At 63.1% G+C, this 19,827-nt stretch carries 22 protein-coding genes; 16 read left to right on the top strand and 6 right to left on the bottom strand.

All coding sequences use genetic code 11. The features are described 5' to 3' along the window. Positions 1–3: 3 nt before the first annotated feature. The 4 genes from X728_RS157280 to lptF all read right to left on the bottom strand — a co-directional run bounded on the left by X728_RS157280 (position 4) and on the right by lptF (position 5,741). Positions 4–933: a peptidylprolyl isomerase gene (locus X728_RS157280; RefSeq protein ID WP_023738609.1), complete on the bottom strand. Its 930-nt coding sequence runs from the start codon at positions 931–933 to the stop codon at positions 4–6. A gap of 91 nt (positions 934–1,024) precedes the next feature. Then, positions 1,025–3,457: an LPS-assembly protein LptD gene (locus tag X728_RS157285; RefSeq protein WP_023711931.1), complete on the bottom strand. Its 2,433-nt coding sequence runs from the start codon at positions 3,455–3,457 to the stop codon at positions 1,025–1,027. Further along, positions 3,457–4,539, bottom strand: a complete 1,083-nt coding sequence (gene lptG / locus X728_RS157290) for an LPS export ABC transporter permease LptG (protein WP_023695591.1) — start codon at positions 4,537–4,539, stop codon at positions 3,457–3,459. Before lptG ends, X728_RS157285 begins: the two co-directional genes overlap by 1 nt. Before the next feature lie 2 nt (positions 4,540–4,541). Beyond that, positions 4,542–5,741 (bottom strand): LPS export ABC transporter permease LptF, encoded by a 1,200-nt coding sequence (gene lptF, locus X728_RS157295; protein WP_023733864.1) that lies wholly within the window; start codon positions 5,739–5,741, stop codon positions 4,542–4,544. A 32-nt stretch (positions 5,742–5,773) separates the two neighbouring features. Between lptF and X728_RS1000000170230 the strand changes: the two genes are divergently transcribed. From X728_RS1000000170230 to X728_RS157305, 3 genes are read left to right on the top strand one after another with little or no spacing between them, the layout of a single operon-like run. After that, on the top strand, positions 5,774–6,067 hold the full coding sequence (locus X728_RS1000000170230; RefSeq protein ID WP_155923279.1) for a hypothetical protein: 294 nt from the start codon (positions 5,774–5,776) through the stop codon (positions 6,065–6,067). A 49-nt stretch (positions 6,068–6,116) separates the two neighbouring features. Further along, positions 6,117–7,607 carry a leucyl aminopeptidase gene (locus X728_RS157300; protein WP_023831137.1) on the top strand — a complete coding sequence of 497 codons (1,491 nt, stop codon included), beginning with the start codon at positions 6,117–6,119 and terminating at the stop codon, positions 7,605–7,607. Between the two features lie 8 nt (positions 7,608–7,615). Beyond that, positions 7,616–8,065 (top strand): DNA polymerase III subunit chi, encoded by a 450-nt coding sequence (locus X728_RS157305; protein ID WP_023831136.1) that lies wholly within the window; start codon positions 7,616–7,618, stop codon positions 8,063–8,065. A gap of 6 nt (positions 8,066–8,071) precedes the next feature. Here the strand turns inward: X728_RS157305 and X728_RS157310 are convergent, their stop codons facing one another. Next, positions 8,072–8,668, bottom strand: a complete 597-nt coding sequence (locus tag X728_RS157310; RefSeq protein WP_023685696.1) for a T6SS immunity protein Tdi1 domain-containing protein — start codon at positions 8,666–8,668, stop codon at positions 8,072–8,074. Positions 8,669–8,869: 201 nt separating this feature from the next. On the opposite strand from X728_RS157310, the gene X728_RS157315 reads away from it, so the two are divergent. The 8 genes from X728_RS157315 to X728_RS157345 are packed head-to-tail and all read left to right on the top strand — an operon-like array spanning position 8,870 to position 15,649. After that, positions 8,870–9,808, top strand: a complete 939-nt coding sequence (locus X728_RS157315; RefSeq protein ID WP_245262699.1) for a 3-oxoacyl-[acyl-carrier-protein] synthase III C-terminal domain-containing protein — start codon at positions 8,870–8,872, stop codon at positions 9,806–9,808. After that, positions 9,805–10,809, top strand: a complete 1,005-nt coding sequence (locus tag X728_RS157320; RefSeq protein ID WP_031195192.1) for an NAD(P)-dependent oxidoreductase — start codon at positions 9,805–9,807, stop codon at positions 10,807–10,809. Before X728_RS157315 ends, X728_RS157320 begins: the two co-directional genes overlap by 4 nt. Further along, positions 10,806–11,630 (top strand): MBL fold metallo-hydrolase, encoded by an 825-nt coding sequence (locus X728_RS20600; RefSeq protein WP_023715074.1) that lies wholly within the window; start codon positions 10,806–10,808, stop codon positions 11,628–11,630. The genes X728_RS157320 and X728_RS20600 overlap by 4 nt, the downstream gene beginning before the upstream one ends. Further along, positions 11,627–12,883, top strand: a complete 1,257-nt coding sequence (locus tag X728_RS157325; RefSeq protein ID WP_023715075.1) for a F390 synthetase-related protein — start codon at positions 11,627–11,629, stop codon at positions 12,881–12,883. The genes X728_RS20600 and X728_RS157325 overlap by 4 nt, the downstream gene beginning before the upstream one ends. Then, positions 12,880–14,013 (top strand): GNAT family N-acetyltransferase, encoded by a 1,134-nt coding sequence (locus X728_RS157330; RefSeq protein WP_023831135.1) that lies wholly within the window; start codon positions 12,880–12,882, stop codon positions 14,011–14,013. The genes X728_RS157325 and X728_RS157330 overlap by 4 nt, the downstream gene beginning before the upstream one ends. Continuing rightward, positions 14,010–15,014: a Rieske (2Fe-2S) protein gene (locus tag X728_RS157335; protein WP_023715077.1), complete on the top strand. Its 1,005-nt coding sequence runs from the start codon at positions 14,010–14,012 to the stop codon at positions 15,012–15,014. Before X728_RS157330 ends, X728_RS157335 begins: the two co-directional genes overlap by 4 nt. A 52-nt stretch (positions 15,015–15,066) precedes the next feature. Then, entirely contained in the window at positions 15,067–15,354 is a 288-nt protein-coding gene (locus X728_RS157340) for a type II toxin-antitoxin system RelE/ParE family toxin (RefSeq protein ID WP_023672746.1), read from the top strand. Position 15,355: 1 nt separating this feature from the next. Further along, on the top strand, positions 15,356–15,649 hold the full coding sequence (locus X728_RS157345; RefSeq protein WP_023672747.1) for an addiction module antidote protein: 294 nt from the start codon (positions 15,356–15,358) through the stop codon (positions 15,647–15,649). Positions 15,650–15,707: 58 nt separating this feature from the next. Here the strand turns inward: X728_RS157345 and X728_RS157350 are convergent, their stop codons facing one another. Beyond that, entirely contained in the window at positions 15,708–16,865 is a 1,158-nt protein-coding gene (locus X728_RS157350; protein WP_031195188.1) for a hypothetical protein, read from the bottom strand. A 182-nt stretch (positions 16,866–17,047) separates the two neighbouring features. Here X728_RS157350 and X728_RS157355 point away from each other — a divergent pair, with 182 nt between their 5' ends. From X728_RS157355 to X728_RS157365, 5 genes are all read left to right on the top strand, one after another. Next, positions 17,048–17,662 carry a hypothetical protein gene (locus X728_RS157355; RefSeq protein ID WP_023831133.1) on the top strand — a complete coding sequence of 205 codons (615 nt, stop codon included), beginning with the start codon at positions 17,048–17,050 and terminating at the stop codon, positions 17,660–17,662. Positions 17,663–17,669: 7 nt separating this feature from the next. Beyond that, positions 17,670–18,518 carry a 23S rRNA (adenine(2030)-N(6))-methyltransferase RlmJ gene (locus X728_RS157360; protein WP_023831132.1) on the top strand — a complete coding sequence of 283 codons (849 nt, stop codon included), beginning with the start codon at positions 17,670–17,672 and terminating at the stop codon, positions 18,516–18,518. A 239-nt stretch (positions 18,519–18,757) separates the two neighbouring features. Next, the gene (locus tag X728_RS1000000171480) at positions 18,758–18,925 is read left to right on the top strand and encodes a hypothetical protein (protein WP_023831131.1); all 168 of its coding nucleotides are present in this window, start codon (positions 18,758–18,760) and stop codon (positions 18,923–18,925) included. Then, a complete protein-coding gene (locus tag X728_RS20645; protein WP_245266107.1) occupies positions 18,846–19,178 on the top strand; it encodes a MarR family transcriptional regulator in 333 nt (110 codons plus the stop codon). The genes X728_RS1000000171480 and X728_RS20645 overlap by 80 nt, the downstream gene beginning before the upstream one ends. 70 nt (positions 19,179–19,248) lie before the next feature. Further along, a complete protein-coding gene (locus X728_RS157365; RefSeq protein ID WP_023689094.1) occupies positions 19,249–19,671 on the top strand; it encodes a VOC family protein in 423 nt (140 codons plus the stop codon). Positions 19,672–19,827: the final 156 nt, after the last annotated feature.

Here is a 19,827-nt window from a genome sequence, read left to right as displayed (position 1 = left end):
GGTTCAGCGCGTAACGATCTTGGCTTTCGCCTTCAGCTCTTCGACATATTTGGCCGAGAGCTCGTCGGCGTTCTTGTCGCCGCTGCCTTCGCTCTGGAACACCATCTGGGCCGCCTTGTCGTCGGAAACCTCGCGCGACGAGCAGATGCCGATGAATTCAATGCCGCGATCGGTCTCGCGCACGGCCGTGGCGCCGCCCAGCTTGGTGGCCTTGATCTGCTCGGCCCAGTCCGGCGGCAGTTGCGGCGCCAGCAATCGGGGGAGGTCGCGAACGGTGACGTCGATCAGGCCCTTGGCGAATTCACGCGTGGTGTTGCAGCCATTGAAGCGGGCGCGCATGGCTTCGGCCTCGCGCTTGCGTTTGGCGAGTGTGGCACTGCGCTCGGCCTTCGGCACCACGAAGATCACCTGCTGCAGCATGTACTCGGTGGCGCTTGGCTTGGCGCCGCCTTTTTCGAGCATGCGCTTGACCAGATCCTGTTCGCTCACCTGCCCGCCGCCGCCGCTGTAGCGTGCGCTCAGCGCCTGGTTCCACGCCATCTGGGAGCGGATGAATTCCTTGAAATGCTCCTTGGTCACGCCGGACTGCGCCATGACACCGTCGAGCTGCTTGAGCTGCATCTTGTTGCTCGAGGCAAAGCGCTGATAGGCAGCCTCTACCTGGGCGTCGGAGATGCGGATGCCGAGACGCCTGGCCTCCGCCATACGCAGCGTCTGGTCGATCATTTCCTGACCCGCGTCACCCTTCTTGCGCTGCAGTTTCAGGAAGGCAGCCCGGTGCGCGATGTCGCCGGTGGTGATCGGCATGTTGTTGACGACATACTTGATTTCACTGGCGAAGGCCGGCGGTACCATCATGGTGACAGAGACCGAGGTCGCCGCCAACAGGAGCGCGAATCCTGCCGAAAACAGGTATTTCCTCATCGAAAGCATCCCAATTCTAGCCCGGTTTTGGCCGATTCCAGCCCAATATTGGCGAAATCCGTGCCCGCTTTATGCGGCAAAACGATGTCGTCAGCCGGCTCTACTGGATGGAGTCGATCGAGCTTTGGGACGAGCCGAAATCGCCGAGCGTGCGGAACGACAGGTTGAAGCCGACATTCTGCGACACTTCCTTGGTGTTGATGTCGCGTGATTCCGAGTACGTCATCAGGTAGGTGAAGCAGGAATCATTGTAGGCAAAGCCGACGCCGTCCTTGACCAGCACGCTTTGTTGCAGGTCATAGGTGCCGGTGCCGAAGACGCGCCAGTTTTCGGCCAGGTGTGTCGAGGCGCCGAGCGTGACTTCGTGGCGGTCGGTGGTGAAACCATAGAGCGGCTGCGCCTGGATGAAGGCGTATTTGGCGCTCAGCGAAACCGGCAGCCCGGAATAGGCGGCCTTCACCTCGGCACGGCGAACTTCGAAGGTCTGCTCGTCGAAGCGGCCGCTGAGCGAACCGGAGAAGCCGCTCGGGCTGCTGAAGCCGACAAGGCCGACATAGTCGGAGGTCGAAGTCTCCAAGCCGGAATCGGCGCCCGCATTGACCAGATCCGGTGAATCGAACGAGTTGCGCCCGCCCAACTGGTAGGATTGGCCGAAGATCGCGTTGGTGCCCCAGCCATTGTCGTAGGCGCCGGAATAGCGGAACCCGACATTGGCGCGGCTGCCGCCTTCGACGCGGTCGTAGCCGGAGAACTTGTCGCGCTCGAACAGCGTCGTGGCGTCGAAGACGAAGCTCTGTGCATCCTCGTTGGGAACGGCGAGCCCGCCGACATACTGCTCGTTCGGGCGCATGAAGACCTGCGCCATCGGCTCGACGATATGGCTGGAGCCGGCCATCGAAAACAGCACCGGCCAGCGCATCTCAAGGCCGGCGGTCGCCATGTAACGGGCGAAGGAAGACCGCATGTCGTCGGCGGCACCGACATTCGTTGCCATCTGGTTTACCGCAGTCAGCGAAGCCGAAGAAGCGTTGAGATAGTCGACGTCGCCCTGCAGAGCCAGAAGGGGCGTCAACTGCAATCCGCCGTCCGTGGTGAAGGTACGCTTCCATTCGGCTTCGGCGGTGAGGCGACCGGATTCGCCCTCGATGCCGCGCACGCGCTGGACGCCTGAGCCCGGCACATAGGGGGTAAAATAGGCCTGATCGAGATCGTCGCGGCGAATGACTCGTGCATTGACGTTGAACGACAGCTGGCCGCCGGCCACCGACATGTCGGGGATGTAGGCATAGTCGAGCGACGGCAACACCCAGGGCTGCTTGTCGCTGCGCGATGCGACGTTGCCGTCCGGTGTGTTTTCCTGAACCTGGAAGCGCATGGCGCGCACGTCGAAATAATTGCGGTCGTTTAGGCCGGTCAGGTAGACCGACGATTGATGCACGGCGTCGTTGTAGCCTTCGATCGTGTAGGTACGCGAAAAATTCTTGTCGGTCTGAAGCAGGATATCCCAGCCGAAGTCCCAGCGCGGATTGATGGCGAACTGGCCTTTGGTGCCCATCATGCCGCGGAATTTGTTCGGATCGCCTGCTGGCCCCGAATTGACATTGTAGCCGCCGGGGAAAGCCGCGAAATCACGGAAAGCGCCAGGGTCCTGCTGGTTGATTCCGGCAAGCTTCAGCGTGTATTGGCCATTGTTGAAGCGCTGGCGCCACTCGGCCTCGCCGAGGAAACCCTGCTTGGTGTAGCCGCTGCCGGTAACGGTGAGGTCGTAGGTCGGCGACAAAGCGAAGTAGTAGGGGACTTTGACGCCGACGCCGAGACGATTGTTGTAGCCGATGCTGGGGATCAGGAAGCCACTTTTGCGCTTGACCGTCGGGTCGGCGATCTCGAACGCCGGCAGATAAGCCAGCGGGAAACCGAAGAATTCGAAATTCGCATTCTCGAAGCGAACCGTCTTCTTTTCGCCGTTCCAGATGATCTTCCTGGCTTTGATCCGCCAGGTCGGCGCCTTGTCCGGCTTGTCTTCGCAAGGCTCGCAGGCCGTATAGACGCCGTTGTGGAACGTTGTCAGCACCCCGCCCATGCGCTCGGCGCTTTCGGCGGCGAAATAGGCTTTTTCGGGCGTTTCGACGCGCAGCGCATTGACGAAACCGTCAGCGAAATCGTCGGTAATATCGATATGCTGCGAGTTGATCTTGGTGCCGTCGCTGTTGACGATCTCGACATTGCCGCTGGCAACCAGCCGCTTGGTGTTTCGATCATAGACGACGCGCTGGGCGACGAGCTTGTTGCCGCCATAGTCGATCTGGACGCCGCCGATGGCGGTGACCGTCTGGTTGTCGTTGTTATAGACGAGCGTGTCGGCCGCCAGCAGCATCTGGGAGCCGGAGGGAACCTTCGTTGCCACGTCGGTGACGTCCTGCGCCAGCGCAGGGGCCGTCAGCACGCCACAGGCGAGCAGGCATGCCAAGGCGCTCGCCGAATAGAGGCGCGCCAAACCGGCCTGCCTATGGCTGCGCAAAGCCGCCTCCCTCACTAGCCGTCTTCCTTGTATAGCAGGAATGTCACCCCAAAGAACATAGCCACGACAACCGGAACCCATGCAGCCACGGCTGTGGGCACGAATCCCGCCACGCCGAATGCCTTGACCAATACCGAAACGACATAAAGCAGAAAGCCGGCGAGGACGCCACCCAGAATCATCGTTGCCGACTGCCCCATCCTCGCAAATCGCATTGAAACTGTTGCCGCAATCAGCGTCATGGCCACAAGCAGGAACGGTAACGCCACCAGCGAATCGAACTGCATGGCGAAGGCATTTGCCTTGAGGCCGAAGGAGCGGGCAACCTCAATCTTGCCGGGAAGGTCGTAAAACGGGATGGTTTCGGGGCGCGCCAGCCGTTCCTGCACGAATTCCGGCTTGAGGTTGGTCGGCAACTGGTCGGTCGTTTCGGAACGGATGTTGCCGTCCTTGAACACCTTGACGTCCTGCAATTCCCAGTAGCCGTCGCGCAGAAAGGCCCGCGCGGCGTCCTTGCGCTCGACGATGTTGCCCTGCGGATCGAGGACGAAGAACACGGTGTCGGCCATTTCCAGGCCCTGGTTCAGGATGGCGCGGGCGCCGATGATGGTGTCGCCGGAGTTGGTTTTCTGGCGGATCCACGGCGTGGCATCGGCCGCCACCGCGTTCGAATTGCCGGATCGCAGCTGGTTTTCCATCTGCTCCGACCATGAGAAGCCATGCGCGGCGATCGGATTGAGCACGCCGACCGACAATATGCCGAATAACAGCGCACCGATGCAGCAGGGCAACAGAAACTGCCAGGCCGACACTCCGGCCGAGCGCGCAATCACCAGCTCGTATTTGCGGTTGAGCGAGACCAGCGTCGCCATCGCCGAGAACAGGCCGACGAACGGCACCGTCTGCAGCATGATCATTGGCATCCTCAGCGCCGAGATCGCGACCGCCGTGCCGTAGGTGAAGCCCGGCAGGCCGGTGATGCGGCCGGACAGCTCGGTGAAGTCGATCAGGAACACCAGCGCCAGAAGGCCGATGAAGAACCAGATCGTGATCGACACGTAGCGAAAGAAGAAGTAGCGGCCCAGGGTCCAGCCCATCGTCAGGCTCCCTGGCCGGATGTGTAGCGCCGATTGAGGCGCAGCTTGAGCGCCGTCCAGCCATGGCTGACGCGGCCGGCGAAATTCGTCATCCAGTCGGCCCAGCTGCCGGGCAGTTCCATGCTTCGCGAGGTGACGATGAACCAGATGGCGACCGCCGAGGCGATGACCGGCACGCCATAGACCATATAGGCGTATTGCGGGATCTTGTCGGCCTTGCCGGCGGCAAAGAAGCCCAGCCAGCGCACGAACAGCGCAATGGCGATGGCTGTGATCAGCGGGTGGATGCGCGCCTCGCGGTGTGAGCGCGCATCGCCTGCCACGGCCAGCGCGATCAGCGCGAACACCAGCGAATAAGACCATTCGGAAAAGCGCTGGTCGAGCTCGGCCTTGTAGGCGCCGGGCCTGCGCTGGAAGATCTTGTCGTTCGGATCCGGGTTGAGCAGGTATTGCGTCGTTCGGTCCTTGGGCAGGAGCATGATATCGTTCGCCGCCGACATGAAGGCGGAAAGGTCGAAGGCGTAGGACGTGAAGCGGATGACCGACAGGTCGCCGGTCAGCGTCTTGCGATGAATGACGCCGTCATTCATCATCAGCACCTTCTCGTCACCCTTTTCGACGACGCTGCCGCTCTTGGCATAATAGATCAGATTGGCGCCTTCCTCGCGCGAATCGGCCACGAAGATGCCGCCGAGCCGGTTGTCCGGCAGCCGCTCGCCTATCTGCAGGAACAGCCCGTCGTCGATCTTGCGGAACGTGCCTTCCTGGATGATCAGCGACAAGAGATCGGCGCGCGAGGATGCTATCAGCTGGCGGTTCTTCTGCCTGGCATAGGGTTCGACGCCATTGTCGACCGCGAAGGAAAAGACGCTGGCCGCCAGCGCGATCAGCAGGACCGGCCGCACAATCGTCCAGCGCGAGGCGCCGGCGGCGTTGATGACGGCCAATTCCGAATCGGAGTTCATGACGCTGAGCGTCTGGGCCACCGCCACCACCAGGGCGAATGGCACCACGATCGGGATGATGGTGGGGATGATGAGGCCCGCGACCTCGAAAAAAGTCAGCGCCGATTGGCCACTGTCGGTGACCAGGTCGATGCGGGCAAGCACCTGCGTCGTCCAGACAATGGCCAGCGTCCAGATCAGCGCAGCGAGAAACACCGCCAACGCGCGACGCATGATGTAGCGTTCAACGACCTTCATGTAAGGCTTTTCTCGATTTGCCGAACGGCATCATGCCCGCCGACAAGGTAGTCGTCCGGCTGCGGCTGTACAACTGGGTGCGTTTGGCCATTTCTTTCAGGCGGTTCGATCCGATTCTCCGTCCCACATCGCCCGTCCCGCAGGCCGGAGTGTCGGCGGCAATGGATAAGAAAGGGAGAACATCGATGGTTAACAACAGGTTGCGGCAGGAAAGCGGGGCCGTGCCGCGACGAATCGTTATCGATTCCGCTGCGCATATGAGCCCTGATTCCGGCAAAGTCTTGCCAAATCAAGGAAAACGACCAAATGTCGCGCATCTTCCCTGAGAATGCATTTTTCCTGAAAATCTGAGCCGTTTCCCGAAAGCAGGACCTGATGACTTTGAGACCATTGATCGCCTTCGCCAAATTTGCCGCACCCAAAAAGGGCAGCATCTTCGTGCTGGCGGCCGACGATGGTGGCCTTGGCGAACCGGCAAAGGCCTGCGACCCCTCAGGAACACTGGCGCGGGCGTTTCCGGTGGCGGAGTTTTCCGGAAAATTCGCCGGTGTCGTCGAAGTGCTGGCGCCGCAGGGAACATCGCTCGACCGACTGGTGGCGGTCGGCGCCGGCAAGGTCGCCGGCCTCGATGACTTTGCCTGGCTGAAGCTTGGCGGCACCATCGCCGCGTCCCTGCGCAAGGCAGCGGAGGTGGCCGTCATCCTCGATGTGCCGGGCGCAAAGATTGGCGGCAGGCAAGCGGCGAACCTTGCCGCTGGCATCATTCTGCGCAGCTACTCCTTCGACAAATACAAGACCAGGAAAGACAAGGACGATGCCGAGCCGAAGAAACCGGTCAAGGTGACCATCCACACCGCCGATCCTGCCGCGGCGAAAAAGGCCTTCGCCGACGAGGTTGCGGTCATCGACGGCGTGCTTCTGGCGCGCGACCTTGTCAACGAACCGGCCAATACGCTCGGCCCGATCGAATTCGCCGCCCGCGCCAAGGAACTGGAAGCGCTCGGCGTCGAGGTCGAGATCCTCACCGAGAAGGAAATGAAGAAGCTCGGCATGGGCTCGCTCCTCGGTGTCGCGCAAGGCTCGCCACGCGGCGCCCGGATGGCTGTCATGCAATGGAAGGGCGGCAAGGCCAAGGACGCACCGGTCGCCTTCGTCGGCAAGGGCGTCACCTTCGACACCGGCGGCAATTCGATGAAACCGGCTTCCGGCATGGAGGACATGAAGGGCGACATGGGCGGCGCCGCGGCCGTCATCGGGCTCATTCAGGCGCTAGCCGCGCGCAAGGCCAAGGCCAATGTCGTCGGCATCGTCGGGCTGGTGGAAAATGCCGTCGACGGCCATGCCCAGCGCCCCGGCGACATCGTCACCTCGATGTCGGGTCAGACCATCGAGGTGCTCAACACCGATGCCGAAGGACGCCTCGTTCTGGCCGACGCGCTGTGGTATTGCAACGACCGCTTCCAGCCGAAATTCATGGTCAATCTGGCGACGCTGACCGGCGCCATCATGGTCGCGCTCGGCCAGCATTATGCCGGCCTGTTCTCCAACAATGACGAACTTTCGGACAGGTTGACGGCGGCCGGCAAGGCGAGTCAGGAGCGGCTGTGGCGCATGCCGCTTGGGCCCGAATACGACAAGCTGATCGATTCCAAGAACGCCGACATGAAGAACATCGGCGGCCGCTATGGCGGCGCCATCATCGCCGCGCAGTTCCTGCAGCGCTTCGTCAAGGAAACGCCGTGGGCGCATCTCGACATCGCCGGCACCGCGATGGGCTCGCCGCCGAGCGAGATCAACCAGTCCTGGGGCTCGGGTTTCGGCGTCAGGCTGCTCGACCGGCTGGTCCGCGACAATTACGAGGGATAAGGCAGGGAATGGCCGATGTCCTGTTCTACCACCTGACCGAATCGACGCTGGAGGATGCTCTGCCGGGCCTGCTCGAGCGCAGCATCGATCGCGGCTGGCGAGCCGTGGTGCAGACCGGCACCGAAGAGCGGCGCGACGCGCTCGACCAGCATCTGTGGACGTTCAGGGACGATTCGTTCCTCCCGCACGCGACCGACCGTGAAGCCCATCCGGCCGAACAGCCAATCCTTCTCACCACAAGCGACGCCAACCCCAACCAGGCGCAGATACGCTTCCTCGTCGATGGCGCCGCACCCGCGGATCTCGCCGGCTATGAACGCGCCGTGTTCCTTTTCGACGGCCATGACGCGGCCCAGGTCGAAGGGGCGCGGACGCATTGGAAGGTGTTGAAAGAAGCGGGCCACGCTGTCACCTACTGGCAGCAGACGCCCGACCGTCGCTGGGAGCGCAAGGCGTAAGTCGCGTTATCGGTCGCTGATCGTAACCTTGTTTATCTTCGCGCCCTGCGGGAGATCTTTCACCTGCCGATGGATTTGGCCGGCGATATGCACCTTCACAACGAAAAACGTCGTTTCCATCTCTCGCAGACTCATTTCGCCGCCAAGCACCGGCGGCTTCTTGAAATCATAGCATTGGCCGGCTGCCGGAATCAGTCCGTTCTTTCGGGCGGCAACGACAAGGCCCGCCAGCAGCAACTCGTCGCGGCGCGCTTCATTCTGCAAGTCGGCCTGAAATTCCGCCCAATGACCCGCAATTCTGGTCAATTTCCCGTCGAGCATATCGAGATGACGAACCGACCCGTCGCCGGCACGGAAAAATATGTCGCCGAAAGCTGACACCGCAGCTGGTTCAAGGCCATCCAGTCCGATCCACTTCCAGCCGTCCAACGCTTCCGCGACTTCGTTCGCAGGTGGTTCGATAAAGAGGAACTGATAGTCATGGGGCCATTCGGCTCTGATCAAGCCCCCTGTATTGGCTCTGTTGGCCTCGGCTTTTCCTTCCTGTCTGGCGTCGGACGCGCCAAAAATTGAAGAAATAAAGCGGAAAAAAGATCTGGCCATAATCGCCCCCGTACGGGTCTTTATACTTGCGAGAGATTCTAGCCGCAATCCACTGAAGGCTCCATAGTTCCCACGCATTCGTCTTGATGATGGCCATCACATTGGATCCGTTTTATGGATTGACTGGATGCAGGCTCATTGGGCGGGCTGAGAATGCGGATCAGGATCATCGGAACCGGGCGAGCCGTGCCGGCTCGATGCGTGACCTCGCGCGCCCTCGACGCGCGGCTGGGGTTTGGCGACGGACATTTCGAGGCCGCGACCGGCGTCATCGAACGCTATGTCTGCGACGCCGAATCGCAGGTCGACCTTGCTTGTGCCGCAGCCCGTCTGGCGCTTGCCGATGCCGAACTTGAGGCAGGCAGTGTCGATCTGGTCATCGGCGGTTGCGGCGTGCCTTACCAGCCGTTGCCGTCGACGGCTCCGCTGGTCATGCAGCGCCTCGGCCTTGCCGATGGGTCGGCGGCCGCCTTCGACGTCAACAGCACCTGCCTCGGCTTCCTCACAGCGTTCGAGACCGCGTCGCGCCTGATCGAGGCCGGGCAATGCCGGACGGCGCTGGTGTTCTCGTCTGAAATCGCCTCGCGCGCCCTGCCGTGGCAGGACCAGCCGGAAATTGCGGCCCTCTTCGGCGATGGCGCGGCGGCCGCCGTGCTGCAACAGGCCCCAAGCGAGGGTCGGGTCGCGGCCAACCTGATGCGCACCTACCCTTCCGCCTATGCGGCCTGCAGCATCGGCTCCGGCGGCACCCGGTTCGACTTTCATCGTGAGCCCGAGGAATTCGCCCGCCACAGCCTGTTCCACATGGAGGGTAAGGAACTGTTTCGCGTTACGTCACGCCATTTCAACGGCTTTGTAGCGGAGTTGCTCGATCGCGCCGGCTGGCGGCACGACGATGTCGACCTCGTCGTGCCGCATCAGGCAAGCCCTTTCGCGCTCGCCCACATGGCGCGCCAGACGGGCTTCGCCAGGGAAAAGCTCGTCGACATCGCGGCGCGCTACGGCAATCAGATCGCCGCTTCCATCCCCTTTGCGCTCGACGTCGCGCGCCGCGAACAACGCATTGTGCCCGGCGCCAAAGTGCTGTTCCTCGGCACCTCGGCCGGCGTGTCGTTCGGCGGCATGGCGCTGGAAGCATGACCGTGGGACGCGTCCTCGTCACCGGCGCTAGCGGCTTCCTCGGCGCGCATGTCATGGCGCGGCTGGCTGCACTGGGCACACCGGCGCTGGGTCTTGGCAGGGACGCCAAACGCTGCGCGGCGCTCGAAGCCGCTGGTCATCGGGTCGTTCGGCTCGATTTGTCTCAACCATTCGATGCAGCTGCCGCGCGCGCTCTCGACGGCGTCGATGCGATCATCCACTGCGCGGCACTTTCCGCGCCCTTCGGCAGGTTGGCGGATTTCCAGACGGCAAATGTCACAGCTACCCGCAACCTCAGCGATTTCGCGCGCGGGCAAGGCGTGCGCCGCTTCGTCCATATCTCCAGCCCGACGGTCTGTTTCGCCTATCGCGACCAGCTCGGAGTTTCCGAGAATGCGGCCTTGCCCCCTCCGGTCAACCACTATGCCCGCACCAAGCGGCAGGCCGAGGAGATCGTGCTGGCGGCGCCTGAGATCAGCCCGGTGGTGCTGCGGCCGCGCGGCCTCTACGGTCCCGGCGACCGCACGCTGCTGCCGCGTCTGCTGCAGGTGGCACGGCAGCGCCCGCTGCCGCTGTTTCGCGACGGCAAGGCGCGCATCGATCTCACTTATATAGAGGATGTCGTCGATGCGGTGCTTGCCGCGCTGTCCGCCGGCAGCGCTGCCGAGGGACAGATATTCAACATCTCCGGCGGCGAAGTGGTGCCGGTCCGCCGCATTGCCGAGGCGGCCTGCGCCCGCGCCGGCGTGCAGCCGCGCTGGCGCAGAATGCCGCTCTGGCCCGCCATGCTGGCGGCCGGGATAGCGGAGACGGTAGCGAATATATTGCCCGGCCGCCCGGAACCGCCGGTGACGCGCTACGGTCTTGGCCTGTTCGCCTATGCGCAGAGCCTCGATCTTTCCAAGGCAGGCCGCATCCTCGGCTGGGCGCCGAAAGTGTCGTTCGAGGAAGGGCTCGATCGCACATTCGGCAAGGCGATGGAAAGCAGGGGGGCAGCGTGAAGATCGTCTTCGCCAACAGCGCCTCTGTCGGCGCAGCCGAGCGCCTGATCCTGCGCGGCGGCAGCTGGGCGAAGGTCAGGCTACGTGTCCGCTACGGCCTGATCATGCATCCGCGGGCCGGCCCCGTCCTGATCGACACCGGCTACACGCCGCATGTGACACAAGGCAGTGGGCGCAGCACGGCGCTGCGTCTTTACAGTGCGATCCTCCGGCCCCAGCTCAACGAAGCCGAGCAGCCGCTCGCGGTACTGGCGCGCTTCGGCCTGTCTTTGCAGGATGTGCGCACCGTCATCGTCACGCATTTCCATGCCGACCACATGTCGGGCCTGTCGCTGTTTCCCAACGCTCGGCTTATCGCCAATGACACCGCCTGGGCGCGGGCGAAGGCCAAGACTTCCCTGCAGAATCTGCGCCATGGCGTCTTCAAGGAACTGTTCCCGTCTGACTTCGAGGCCCGACTCGACGGGCTGTCGTCGAAGCGGCAGGTCGAGCCGCGTGGCGGCGTACCGGGCGGCGCCGATCTGTTCGGCGACGGCAGCGTCATCGCAGTCGGTCTGCCCGGCCATGCCGATGGCCAGTTCGGCCTTTCGTTCCCAAATCTGGAGCGGCCGCTGCTCTACGCCGTCGACGCGCAATGGTTGTTCGCGGCCCTTGTCGAAAACCGAACTCCCGGTCTGCCGGCAACCCTGCTGGCCGAGGATGCCGCCGCGATCGAGCCGACCAGCGTAATGTTGCGCCGGTTTCTGGCGACCGGCGGCGAGGTTGTTCTTTGTCATGATCCGGCGGTGACGGCCTACGATCTGGCCGGAGAGAGCGCATGAACGGGCCGACGGAAGCGGCCCGTTCGTTTGTGTTGACGCAATGGCTCTCGCGCAAGAGCCGTGAGAATTTCGAACGCTGGCAAGGTCATGCCTTGCGCCGCTTTCTCGACCGCGACCTGCCGCGCGCGCCGTTCTACGGCAAGACGCCGCGTCATCTCGGCGATCTGCCGGTGACCGACAAGGCGACGCTGATGGGCAATTTCGAGCGCTTCAACATTCATGGCGTCTCGGCCGCCGAGGCCTGGAAGGCGCAGGCCGGCGATAGCCGCATTGGCGAGCTGACTGTCGGCTCCAGCACCGGCACGTCGGGCAATCGTGGCCTGTTCGTCATTTCCGAGGCGGAAAAATACCGCTGGCTGGGCACCATCCTGGCCAAAGCCGTGCCCGATCTGCTCTGGCGCCGGCAGCGCGTTGCGGTGATCCTGCCGCAAAACACCGGGCTCTACGACAGCGCGCGCAAATCGCGGCGTATCGACCTGCGCTTCTTCGATCTGACGCGCGGTCCGGAGAGCTGGCGCGGCGCTCTCGAAGATTTCGCGCCGACGGTGATCATCGCGCCACCGAAGATACTGCGGCACTTCGCGGCCGAGGGCTTTCGGCTCAAGCCGCAGCGTGTCTTCAGCGCCGCCGAAACGCTCGACCCGGTTGACCGGCCGGTCATCGAGGCATTCTTTGGTGGTCAGGTCGACCAGATCTACATGGCGACCGAAGGGCTGTTCGCCGTCACCTGCCGCCAGGGCGGGCTGCATCTGGCCGAGGATTCGGTGTTCTTCGAGTTCGAACCGGCCGGCGACGGCCTGGTCATGCCGCTGATCACCGCCTTTCGCCGCCGGACCCAGATCATGGCGCGCTACCGGATGAACGACTTGCTGCGGCTGTCCGAAAAGCCATGCCGCTGCGGCTCGCCGCTGCGCACGCTGGACGAGATCGTCGGCCGCATGGACGACGCTTTCCGGCTCGCCTCGCCGCACGGGCAGCTCCTCGTCACGCCCGACATACTACGCAATGCGGTGCTCAAGGCCGACCGGCGCATCGACGATTTCCGCCTGGTCCAGACCGCTGAAGATGCAATCGAACTCAGCCTGGCCCCCGGGCTTGCCGACGAAGCCGCCACCGCCGCCCATCAGTCCGTGCGCAATTTGCTGGCGGCGCGCCAGGCGACAGCTTCGGTCAGCCTTGTTCGCAGGGACCTGCCGTTGGAGACCGGCCGCAAACTGCGTCGGGTCGAATGCCACCTGGGAGCGGCATCATGAACCGGCTCGCTATGTTGCCACTCGATCAGACGAACCGGGTAGAAAACAACCCGCGTGAGGTCGAAGCCTTCGTTCAGCTTTTCAACGAGGTGCCGGTGCGCGACCTCGTGCGCAATCTGACAGTGGCTGTCGAAACCTTCGAGATCGCCGGCCGCTCCTTTCCGCTGACGCTGAACGACAGAAGCGAAGCGCCGAACTGCTATATCTGCTGCCCGTCCAGCGCCTATATCGACTATGCCATCGACGAGACCCGCAATTTCGTCTCCTCGCCCTTGCTGCAAAAAACGATGCGGATGCTGATCGGCCTGTGCGCGCCGCTGGTCAGGATGAGCGGCCTTGACCATCAGGTTCAGGTCAACAACTGGCTCTATTCGACCAATCCGGTGCCGCTGCTCGATCGCAACGCGGTCGCGGCGATGCGCGACGATCTCACCGCGCGTTTTCCAGATCGCGCTGTTTTCATCCGCTCCCTGAACGAGATCGCCGATCCCTCGACAATCGCAGCGCTGAAGGCGGAGGGTTTTCGAATGCTGGCGGCGCGGCAGATCTACATCTTCGCAGGCGACGGTTCGGCCATGACCAACGACATGAAGCGCGACCGCAAGCGGCTGCCCACGACGCCTTTCGAGCAGGTCGGCAATGGCGACTTCACCGAGGCCGACTATGCGCGCGCCGAAGCGCTCTACCGGATGCTCTATCTCGACAAATACACGCCGCTCAACCCGCACTACACGGCCCGCTATATCGGCGAGACGCACCGTCGCGGCATCCTGCAACTGGCAGGTCTGCGTCGTCCCGGCGGTGAACTGGTCGCCGTCGCCGCTTTGTCTCAGAACGGCAGGACACTGACGCAGCCCATCGTCGGCTACGACACCGGCCTCCCGGTGAGCGAAGGCCTTTACCGCATGATGATGGCGCTGGCGCAGGATCATGCGATGGCGCACAGCCTGTTCTTCAACATGAGCGCCGGTGCCGCCGCCTTCAAACGCTTGCGCGGCGCCGTGGCGACGGTGGAATACAACGCCGTCTATGCTGCCCATCTGCCGCGCCGCCAACGCATGGCGGTGCGGATCATGGAATTTGTGCTCGCGAAGATCGGCATTCCCCTGCTCAGGAGATTTGAACTTTGAGCGACACCCGACAGCAGAAAGACAAAGACTATTGGCAGGCGGTGATGCGGTCTGCCGACATCAAAGCCAAGCCGAAGCGCATCCTGTTCGACGGCGCGCCACTGGTGCTGTTCCGCTCGGCGAAAGGCATTGCCGCCCTCTTCGACCGCTGCGCTCACCGCCTGGTCGAACTCTCGACCGGCAAAGTCGTCGGTGGCGAGATCGAATGTCCCTATCATGGCTGGCGCTACAATGGGGAAGGGCGCTGCACCGCCATTCCCGGCCATGTCGGCGACGTCCCGCATTACCGTATCCGCCGCTACAGCGCGATCGAGCGCGACGGCGTCGTCTTCGTCTCGGCAGGCACGCCTGAGGGCGAGCCCTATCTCCATTGCATGCAAGGCAAGGATGTCGTCGTGAAGCGGGTGCGAAGCTCGGCGCGATCGACGGTGCTCGACGCCGCCGAGAACATTCTCGACGCCACTCACACCCACTTCACCCACAAGGGTGTGCTGCGCGGCCTGACCGCAAAGCGCCATCTCGTGCGCGTCGAGGTGACCGGCGGCAAGGGCTGGGTCGAAAGCTGCTACACCGGCGAGGACCGCCAACAGGGGCTGGTCAGCCGGCTGCTGGAAGGCAAGCGCGCCAAGACCATCGGCCGCTACCGCCATCCCGGCATCGTCGAACTCGAATATTGGGGCAAGGGCGGCTTGGCGCTGGCGACCACTTTCCATTTGCGTCAGGCGGACGAACGGACCGTCGAAGGCGTCGGCTGGCTGATCGGCCCGCGACAGGGCCTGTTCGGCGAACTCAAGGCGCTTGCTTTCCGGCCGCTCTTTGCCTTTGCCCTGCAGCAGGATCGCCGTGTGCTGAAATCGGCCAGCGACAACGCCCGTATATCGCCGCAGGTTCAGCCGGCGATCGGCCCGCTGGATTTCCTGCGCCGCGACATAGCGGCGATCATCGACGGCAAGATGCCACCGGCGGCGGCAGAGCCGCGGGTGCACCAAATCGAGTTGTAATCTAAAGTTCACGGCACTTGATTCCAGTTCTGCTGTAAATTATAGTTCACGGATGATCGAAGTTCGATCCACTGACGAATTCCGAAAATGGCTCAGAGGGCTCACGGACATTCGCGCCGTAAAGAAGATCACCCAACGGATTGTCCGCGTTCAGGCTGGGCTGTTGGGAGACGCCAAGTTCTTCGATGGCATAGGAGAATTGCGCGTAGATTACGGTCCGGGATACCGCGTGTACTTCGTCCGGCGCGGCAACACGGTCATTATCCTGCTCTGCGGCGGTGACAAAGGCTCGCAGGACAGGGACATCGGAAAAGCCAGGAAAATGGCAAAGGAAGTTTGATATGACCCTCAGAACCACACCATTCGACGCCGCCGAATATCTTGATGATGCTGAGTCTCAAGCCGAACTGCTCGCTGATGCGTTCGAGACCGGGGACGCGACTTATATTGCGCACGCCCTCGGCATTGTCGCGCGCGCCCGCGGCATGACAAGCATAGCGAAGGACGCCGGCGTGACCCGAGAGGCACTCTACAAGGCGCTGAGCGAAAAGGGCGATCCGCGCCTCAGTACATTGCTGGGCGTAACCAAGGCGCTTGGCCTGCAATTGTCCGCAAAGCCAGTTAATCCCGTTTAGGCAACCTTAGCAGGACTTACGCACTCAGCTGAAAACGGGAAGTTCCGCTTCAACTCGACTAGTCCTGCTCCGGCCCATTCCACTCGATATCGCGCGTCGACGCAGCCTGAAGGCTGATGCGCTGGCGCAGTGCTGTGCCGGCGATCTCGGCCAGCGTGCGCCACTGCGCCCGCTTCGGCGCGGGGTCGCCCGGCCAGTCGAGCAGCTCATCGGCATCGTGCATCGCCTGGCGAAAGCTGCCGAGACCACCGGAGCGCAGTGCCGCCGGCATCCCGTAGATCCACATCGCAAGCCTCACCGTCTGCGGCGCCGTCACGTCGGGCTTCACCTCGGCGCCATCCTCCAGGACCGCGTCGGCGAAGCGCCGCGGATCGCGAAAGAAGTGCAGGCCGCTCACGGCGCGCGGATTGCACTCCAGTGGCAGCACCCTGCCGTTGTTCTCGCGCATCAGGTCGAAGGAGATCTGGCCGGTCCAGCCGGCGCCGGCGACGAAGGTTTCGACGAAGCGCCGGGCAGCCGCATCCCCGACTGGCTCGAAACAGATGCCGGCGCCCATGCCGGCGCGATAGAGCGAACTGTAGAGCGCCAGCGCTTTGAGTTCACCCTCGACCGCCACCGCATAGGCGCTGATCTCTTCACCGGCGATGTAGCGCTGCGCCACCCAAGGAGCGGCGGGCGAGGGGCGGACGGCGTCGAGTTCGTCCGGCGATGGCCGCAGCAGTACGTCACGGGCAAAACGCGACCACACCGGTTTGAACACCAATTCGCGCGATTGGCCACGAACGCCGTCGAGATCGGCCTCGCTTTGCAGCAGTATCGTTTCCGGCACGTCGAGCCCAAGGCTCTGCGCCAGCCGGATGAAGGCATGCTTGTCGTGAACGCGGGCGAGCATCGCCATCTCGGGTGCGAAGAGGCGGGCCGGCATGGCGCGGTGCTGCCAGAGACGACCGAGATAAAAGACTTCCTCGCAGGTCGGGATAACGAGTTCGATGCCTTCCGCGCGGACAAGCGCTTCCACCGCCTTGGCATAGGCGTCGGCGGCAAAGCGCGGCGGCGGCAGGCGATGGTAGGCGGCGCAGGCCGTGCTCGCTGCGGCGATCGGCCGGGCCGGGCTGTCGGCCAGGATCACCCGGCGACCGGCGCCATGCAGCAGCCGCGCCAGGTGCAGCGCCACCGGCGCGCGGGCACCGGTGATCAGCACGGTGCTATTGGGCATGAGCCACCGGCATCGGTTGGAAAAGACGAGTCGATGCTTCTGCGGAAGGCTTCATTCGCCATAAGTGCCACATGGCTTGCGTGCCGCCAACGGACTCCACAAAGGTGGCTCCGCTGCGTCAGCCATCGCTTTTTGGCCTTCAGGGCGTTATTGGCAATCTGTCGAACACCCGGATCTCCTCAATGCGCTTTCTGTTTGTCCTGATACTGCTTGCCGGCACCGCCATTGGCTTCGTCTATCCCTGGGCCATGAGCAATTTCTCCGGCCACGAGATCGGCGCCTGGCGCGTCTACGACCAGGGACGGTTTAGGCCTGTGACGGTGACGCTGAAAGCTGGCGACGCGCCGGTCAGAGTGCTGGTCGACCTGACGGCAAAGGCCGAGCGCATTGTCTCGCAGCAGCGCACCGTGCTGACGCTGACTGCCGCCACAGCCGGGCGCACGGTGCTTGCCTCGACGCTGCAATTCAACCACGCCGACAATCCGCGCCAGGTCAGCCCGCAACTGCCCGACAAGATCTTTCGCGACGAGGCCGGCGTGATCGAAACCGTCAGTCCCGGCACCTATCTCTTCACCGCCGGCCCGGGCGACGCCGACGATATCCCGATACGCGCAGTGGATCTGATACTGCGCTCCGGCGCCGGTGAGATCGATCAACGCGCACGGCCGGTTGGCTATGGGCTGATGGCCGTCGGCCTGATCGGCTTCCTGCTTACTCTGGCTTTCGGCGGTCGCCGGCCGGAGAACCCGAACTCGAAGCCGCCACCGCCGCGTTGGGGCAGAGGCTCCTCGACATGAGCGCGGCATGAACTACCGTCACGCCTATCACGCCGGCAATTTCGCCGACGTCGTCAAGCATGTCGTGCTCAGCCTTCTGCTCGACTATCTGAAGCAGAAGGACAAGGCGTTCCGTGTCGTCGACACTCATGCCGGCATTGGCCGCTACGATCTTTCGTCGGCGGAAGCGCAAAAGACCGGCGAATGGCAAGGCGGCATCGGCCGCCTCATCCACGCCCCGATCGAAAAATCGGCGGCTGCGCTGCTTGCCCCCTATCTTGAAGCGGTGCGTTCGCTCAATCCCGATGGCGGGGTGAAGAAATATCCGGGCTCGCCATTGATCGCCAGGCACCTCATGCGAAAGCAGGACCGGTTGTCGGCGATCGAACTGCACGGCGCAGATGCCGCCAGGCTGAAGACGCTGTTTGCCGGCGATTTCCAGACAAGGGTGATCGAACTCGACGGCTGGCTGGCGCTTGGCGCGCATCTGCCGCCGAAGGAAAAGCGCGGCCTGGTTTTGATCGATCCGCCGTTCGAGGAAGTCGGCGAATTCGACCGCCTGGTCGATGGCATGCAGAAAGCGCACAGGCGCTGGCCGGGTGGCATCTACGCGCTGTGGTATCCAATCAAGGACCGCAAAGCGATCATCGCCTTCCGCAAGGCGCTCAAGCAATCCGGCGTTCCAAAACTGCTCGACATCGAGTTCGAGATCCGGCCGGCATCGCGTGAACCAAGCCTCGACGGCAGCGGCATGGTGGTGGTCAACCCGCCCTTCACGCTGGAGCGCGAACTGCGCATCGTGCTGCCGGTCCTGCACAGATTGCTGGCGGTCGAAAAGCCGGCGCACTGGTCGCTGGAATGGCTGGCCGGGGAGTAGCGACGCTTCGCAGCGGGCGACGCCCGCGGCAAAGACACAAAGTCGCTAGAAGTTTTGACGGTGGCGCCATCCGCGAATGCTCAGTTGTGTTGAACGAACCGAAACCATGGAGATGCACATCTAATCGGCTTGGCGTTGACGCTAATCCCAGAATCAGATAGATAGATATCTAATTATTAGATTTCGAATCGAAGCCAAGATCGACAAAAAAGGAACTGGTCAACGCGATAGGCTTCGCGATGTCGCGCTGGCAGGATGCCGTTGAAACGTTCGATGGGACCGTTGCCGAAATCTATGTGCTGAGCGCTGCCGAGCGCCGCTGGCGCGATCAGTCACGGCCCGCGGCCGGCAAACGTCGTAGCGAGGGAGACAAATCTCACGCCGGCGGCGGCTACGACGTTGATTGACCGGCTGGAAAAGCGCGGCTTCGTCAGCCGCCAGCCGGATCCCGGTGACAGGCGCAAGGTCATGGTCGCGGCGGGCAAGAAGACCGAGGAACTCGTCCGGCGCTGCTACCATCCGATCCTCGAGGCGGGCGCCGCATTGCTGGAGAATATTCGGCGGCCGAGATGCAGTTTTTGCTCGGCTTATCAAGAGGTCGAAGCGATGCAGGAGGCGCAGACCGAGAGGGTGCGCGGCAAAGCAAAACCGGTGCGTTGAGAGAAGGCATCGGAGGATGGTCCGGCGAAACGCCGGTCCGGTTTCAAGTGTGTACTGTCAAGGAGACCCTATGCCCCCCATGATCTTCGTCAACCTGCCCGTCGCCGATCTCGCTGCGTCGATGGCATTCTACAAAGCCCTCGGCTTCGACAACAACCCGCACTTCACCGACGACACCGCAGCCTGCATGGTGCTGAGCGAAACGATCAACGTCATGCTGCTCACCCACGCCAAATGGCGTCAGTTCACCGATCGCCCCATCCCGCCGGCCACCTCGAGCGAGGTCATGCTTGCCGTGTCCTGCGACAGCCGCGCGGCGGTCGATGCGATGAACGAGGCGGCGGCGAAAAATGGCGGCGCCGCCGACATCAACGCCCAACAGGATTATGGCTTCATGTACAATCGCAGCCTGGCCGATCCTGACGGCCACGTCTGGGAAGCGATGTGGATGGACCCGGCCGCCATACCGCAGGGCGACGCCAAGCAAGGCTGAACCGGGTTTCGGCGGCCCGCCGGCCATGGGCAGGCCGCTTTTCCTAATGGGCAAGGCGAGCTTTTTCGAAGGTCAGGACGTGGTTTCGCAGCTTCGCACCGGCAAAACCGGTTGCGGAGCGGGAAACCATCGTCAGGGCGACCGCTTGACCGCGCG

Origin of the sequence: Mesorhizobium sp. L103C119B0 (genome assembly GCF_000502235.1) — a bacterium.
Taxonomy (GTDB): Bacteria; Pseudomonadota; Alphaproteobacteria; order Rhizobiales; family Rhizobiaceae; genus Mesorhizobium.
Note: the sequence above shows the minus strand (reverse complement) of the source record. Positions and strands in the feature narration are given on the sequence as shown.

Coding starts and splice junctions, on each gene's coding strand:
- X728_RS157280 (WP_023738609.1), bottom strand. CDS start 933: ATGCTTTCGATGAGGAAATACCTGTTTTCGGCAGGATTCGCGCTCCTG.
- lptG (WP_023695591.1), bottom strand. CDS start 4,539: ATGGGCTGGACCCTGGGCCGCTACTTCTTCTTTCGCTACGTGTCGATC.
- lptF (WP_023733864.1), bottom strand. CDS start 5,741: ATGAAGGTCGTTGAACGCTACATCATGCGTCGCGCGTTGGCGGTGTTT.
- X728_RS1000000170230 (WP_155923279.1), top strand. CDS start 5,774: ATGCCCGCCGACAAGGTAGTCGTCCGGCTGCGGCTGTACAACTGGGTG.
- X728_RS157300 (WP_023831137.1), top strand. CDS start 6,117: ATGACTTTGAGACCATTGATCGCCTTCGCCAAATTTGCCGCACCCAAA.
- X728_RS157305 (WP_023831136.1), top strand. CDS start 7,616: ATGGCCGATGTCCTGTTCTACCACCTGACCGAATCGACGCTGGAGGAT.
- X728_RS157310 (WP_023685696.1), bottom strand. CDS start 8,668: ATGGCCAGATCTTTTTTCCGCTTTATTTCTTCAATTTTTGGCGCGTCC.
- X728_RS157320 (WP_031195192.1), top strand. CDS start 9,805: ATGACCGTGGGACGCGTCCTCGTCACCGGCGCTAGCGGCTTCCTCGGC.
- X728_RS157325 (WP_023715075.1), top strand. CDS start 11,627: ATGAACGGGCCGACGGAAGCGGCCCGTTCGTTTGTGTTGACGCAATGG.
- X728_RS157330 (WP_023831135.1), top strand. CDS start 12,880: ATGAACCGGCTCGCTATGTTGCCACTCGATCAGACGAACCGGGTAGAA.
- X728_RS157340 (WP_023672746.1), top strand. CDS start 15,067: ATGATCGAAGTTCGATCCACTGACGAATTCCGAAAATGGCTCAGAGGG.
- X728_RS157345 (WP_023672747.1), top strand. CDS start 15,356: ATGACCCTCAGAACCACACCATTCGACGCCGCCGAATATCTTGATGAT.
- X728_RS157350 (WP_031195188.1), bottom strand. CDS start 16,865: ATGCCCAATAGCACCGTGCTGATCACCGGTGCCCGCGCGCCGGTGGCG.
- X728_RS157355 (WP_023831133.1), top strand. CDS start 17,048: ATGCGCTTTCTGTTTGTCCTGATACTGCTTGCCGGCACCGCCATTGGC.
- X728_RS157360 (WP_023831132.1), top strand. CDS start 17,670: ATGAACTACCGTCACGCCTATCACGCCGGCAATTTCGCCGACGTCGTC.
- X728_RS1000000171480 (WP_023831131.1), top strand. CDS start 18,758: ATGTCGCGCTGGCAGGATGCCGTTGAAACGTTCGATGGGACCGTTGCC.
- X728_RS157365 (WP_023689094.1), top strand. CDS start 19,249: ATGCCCCCCATGATCTTCGTCAACCTGCCCGTCGCCGATCTCGCTGCG.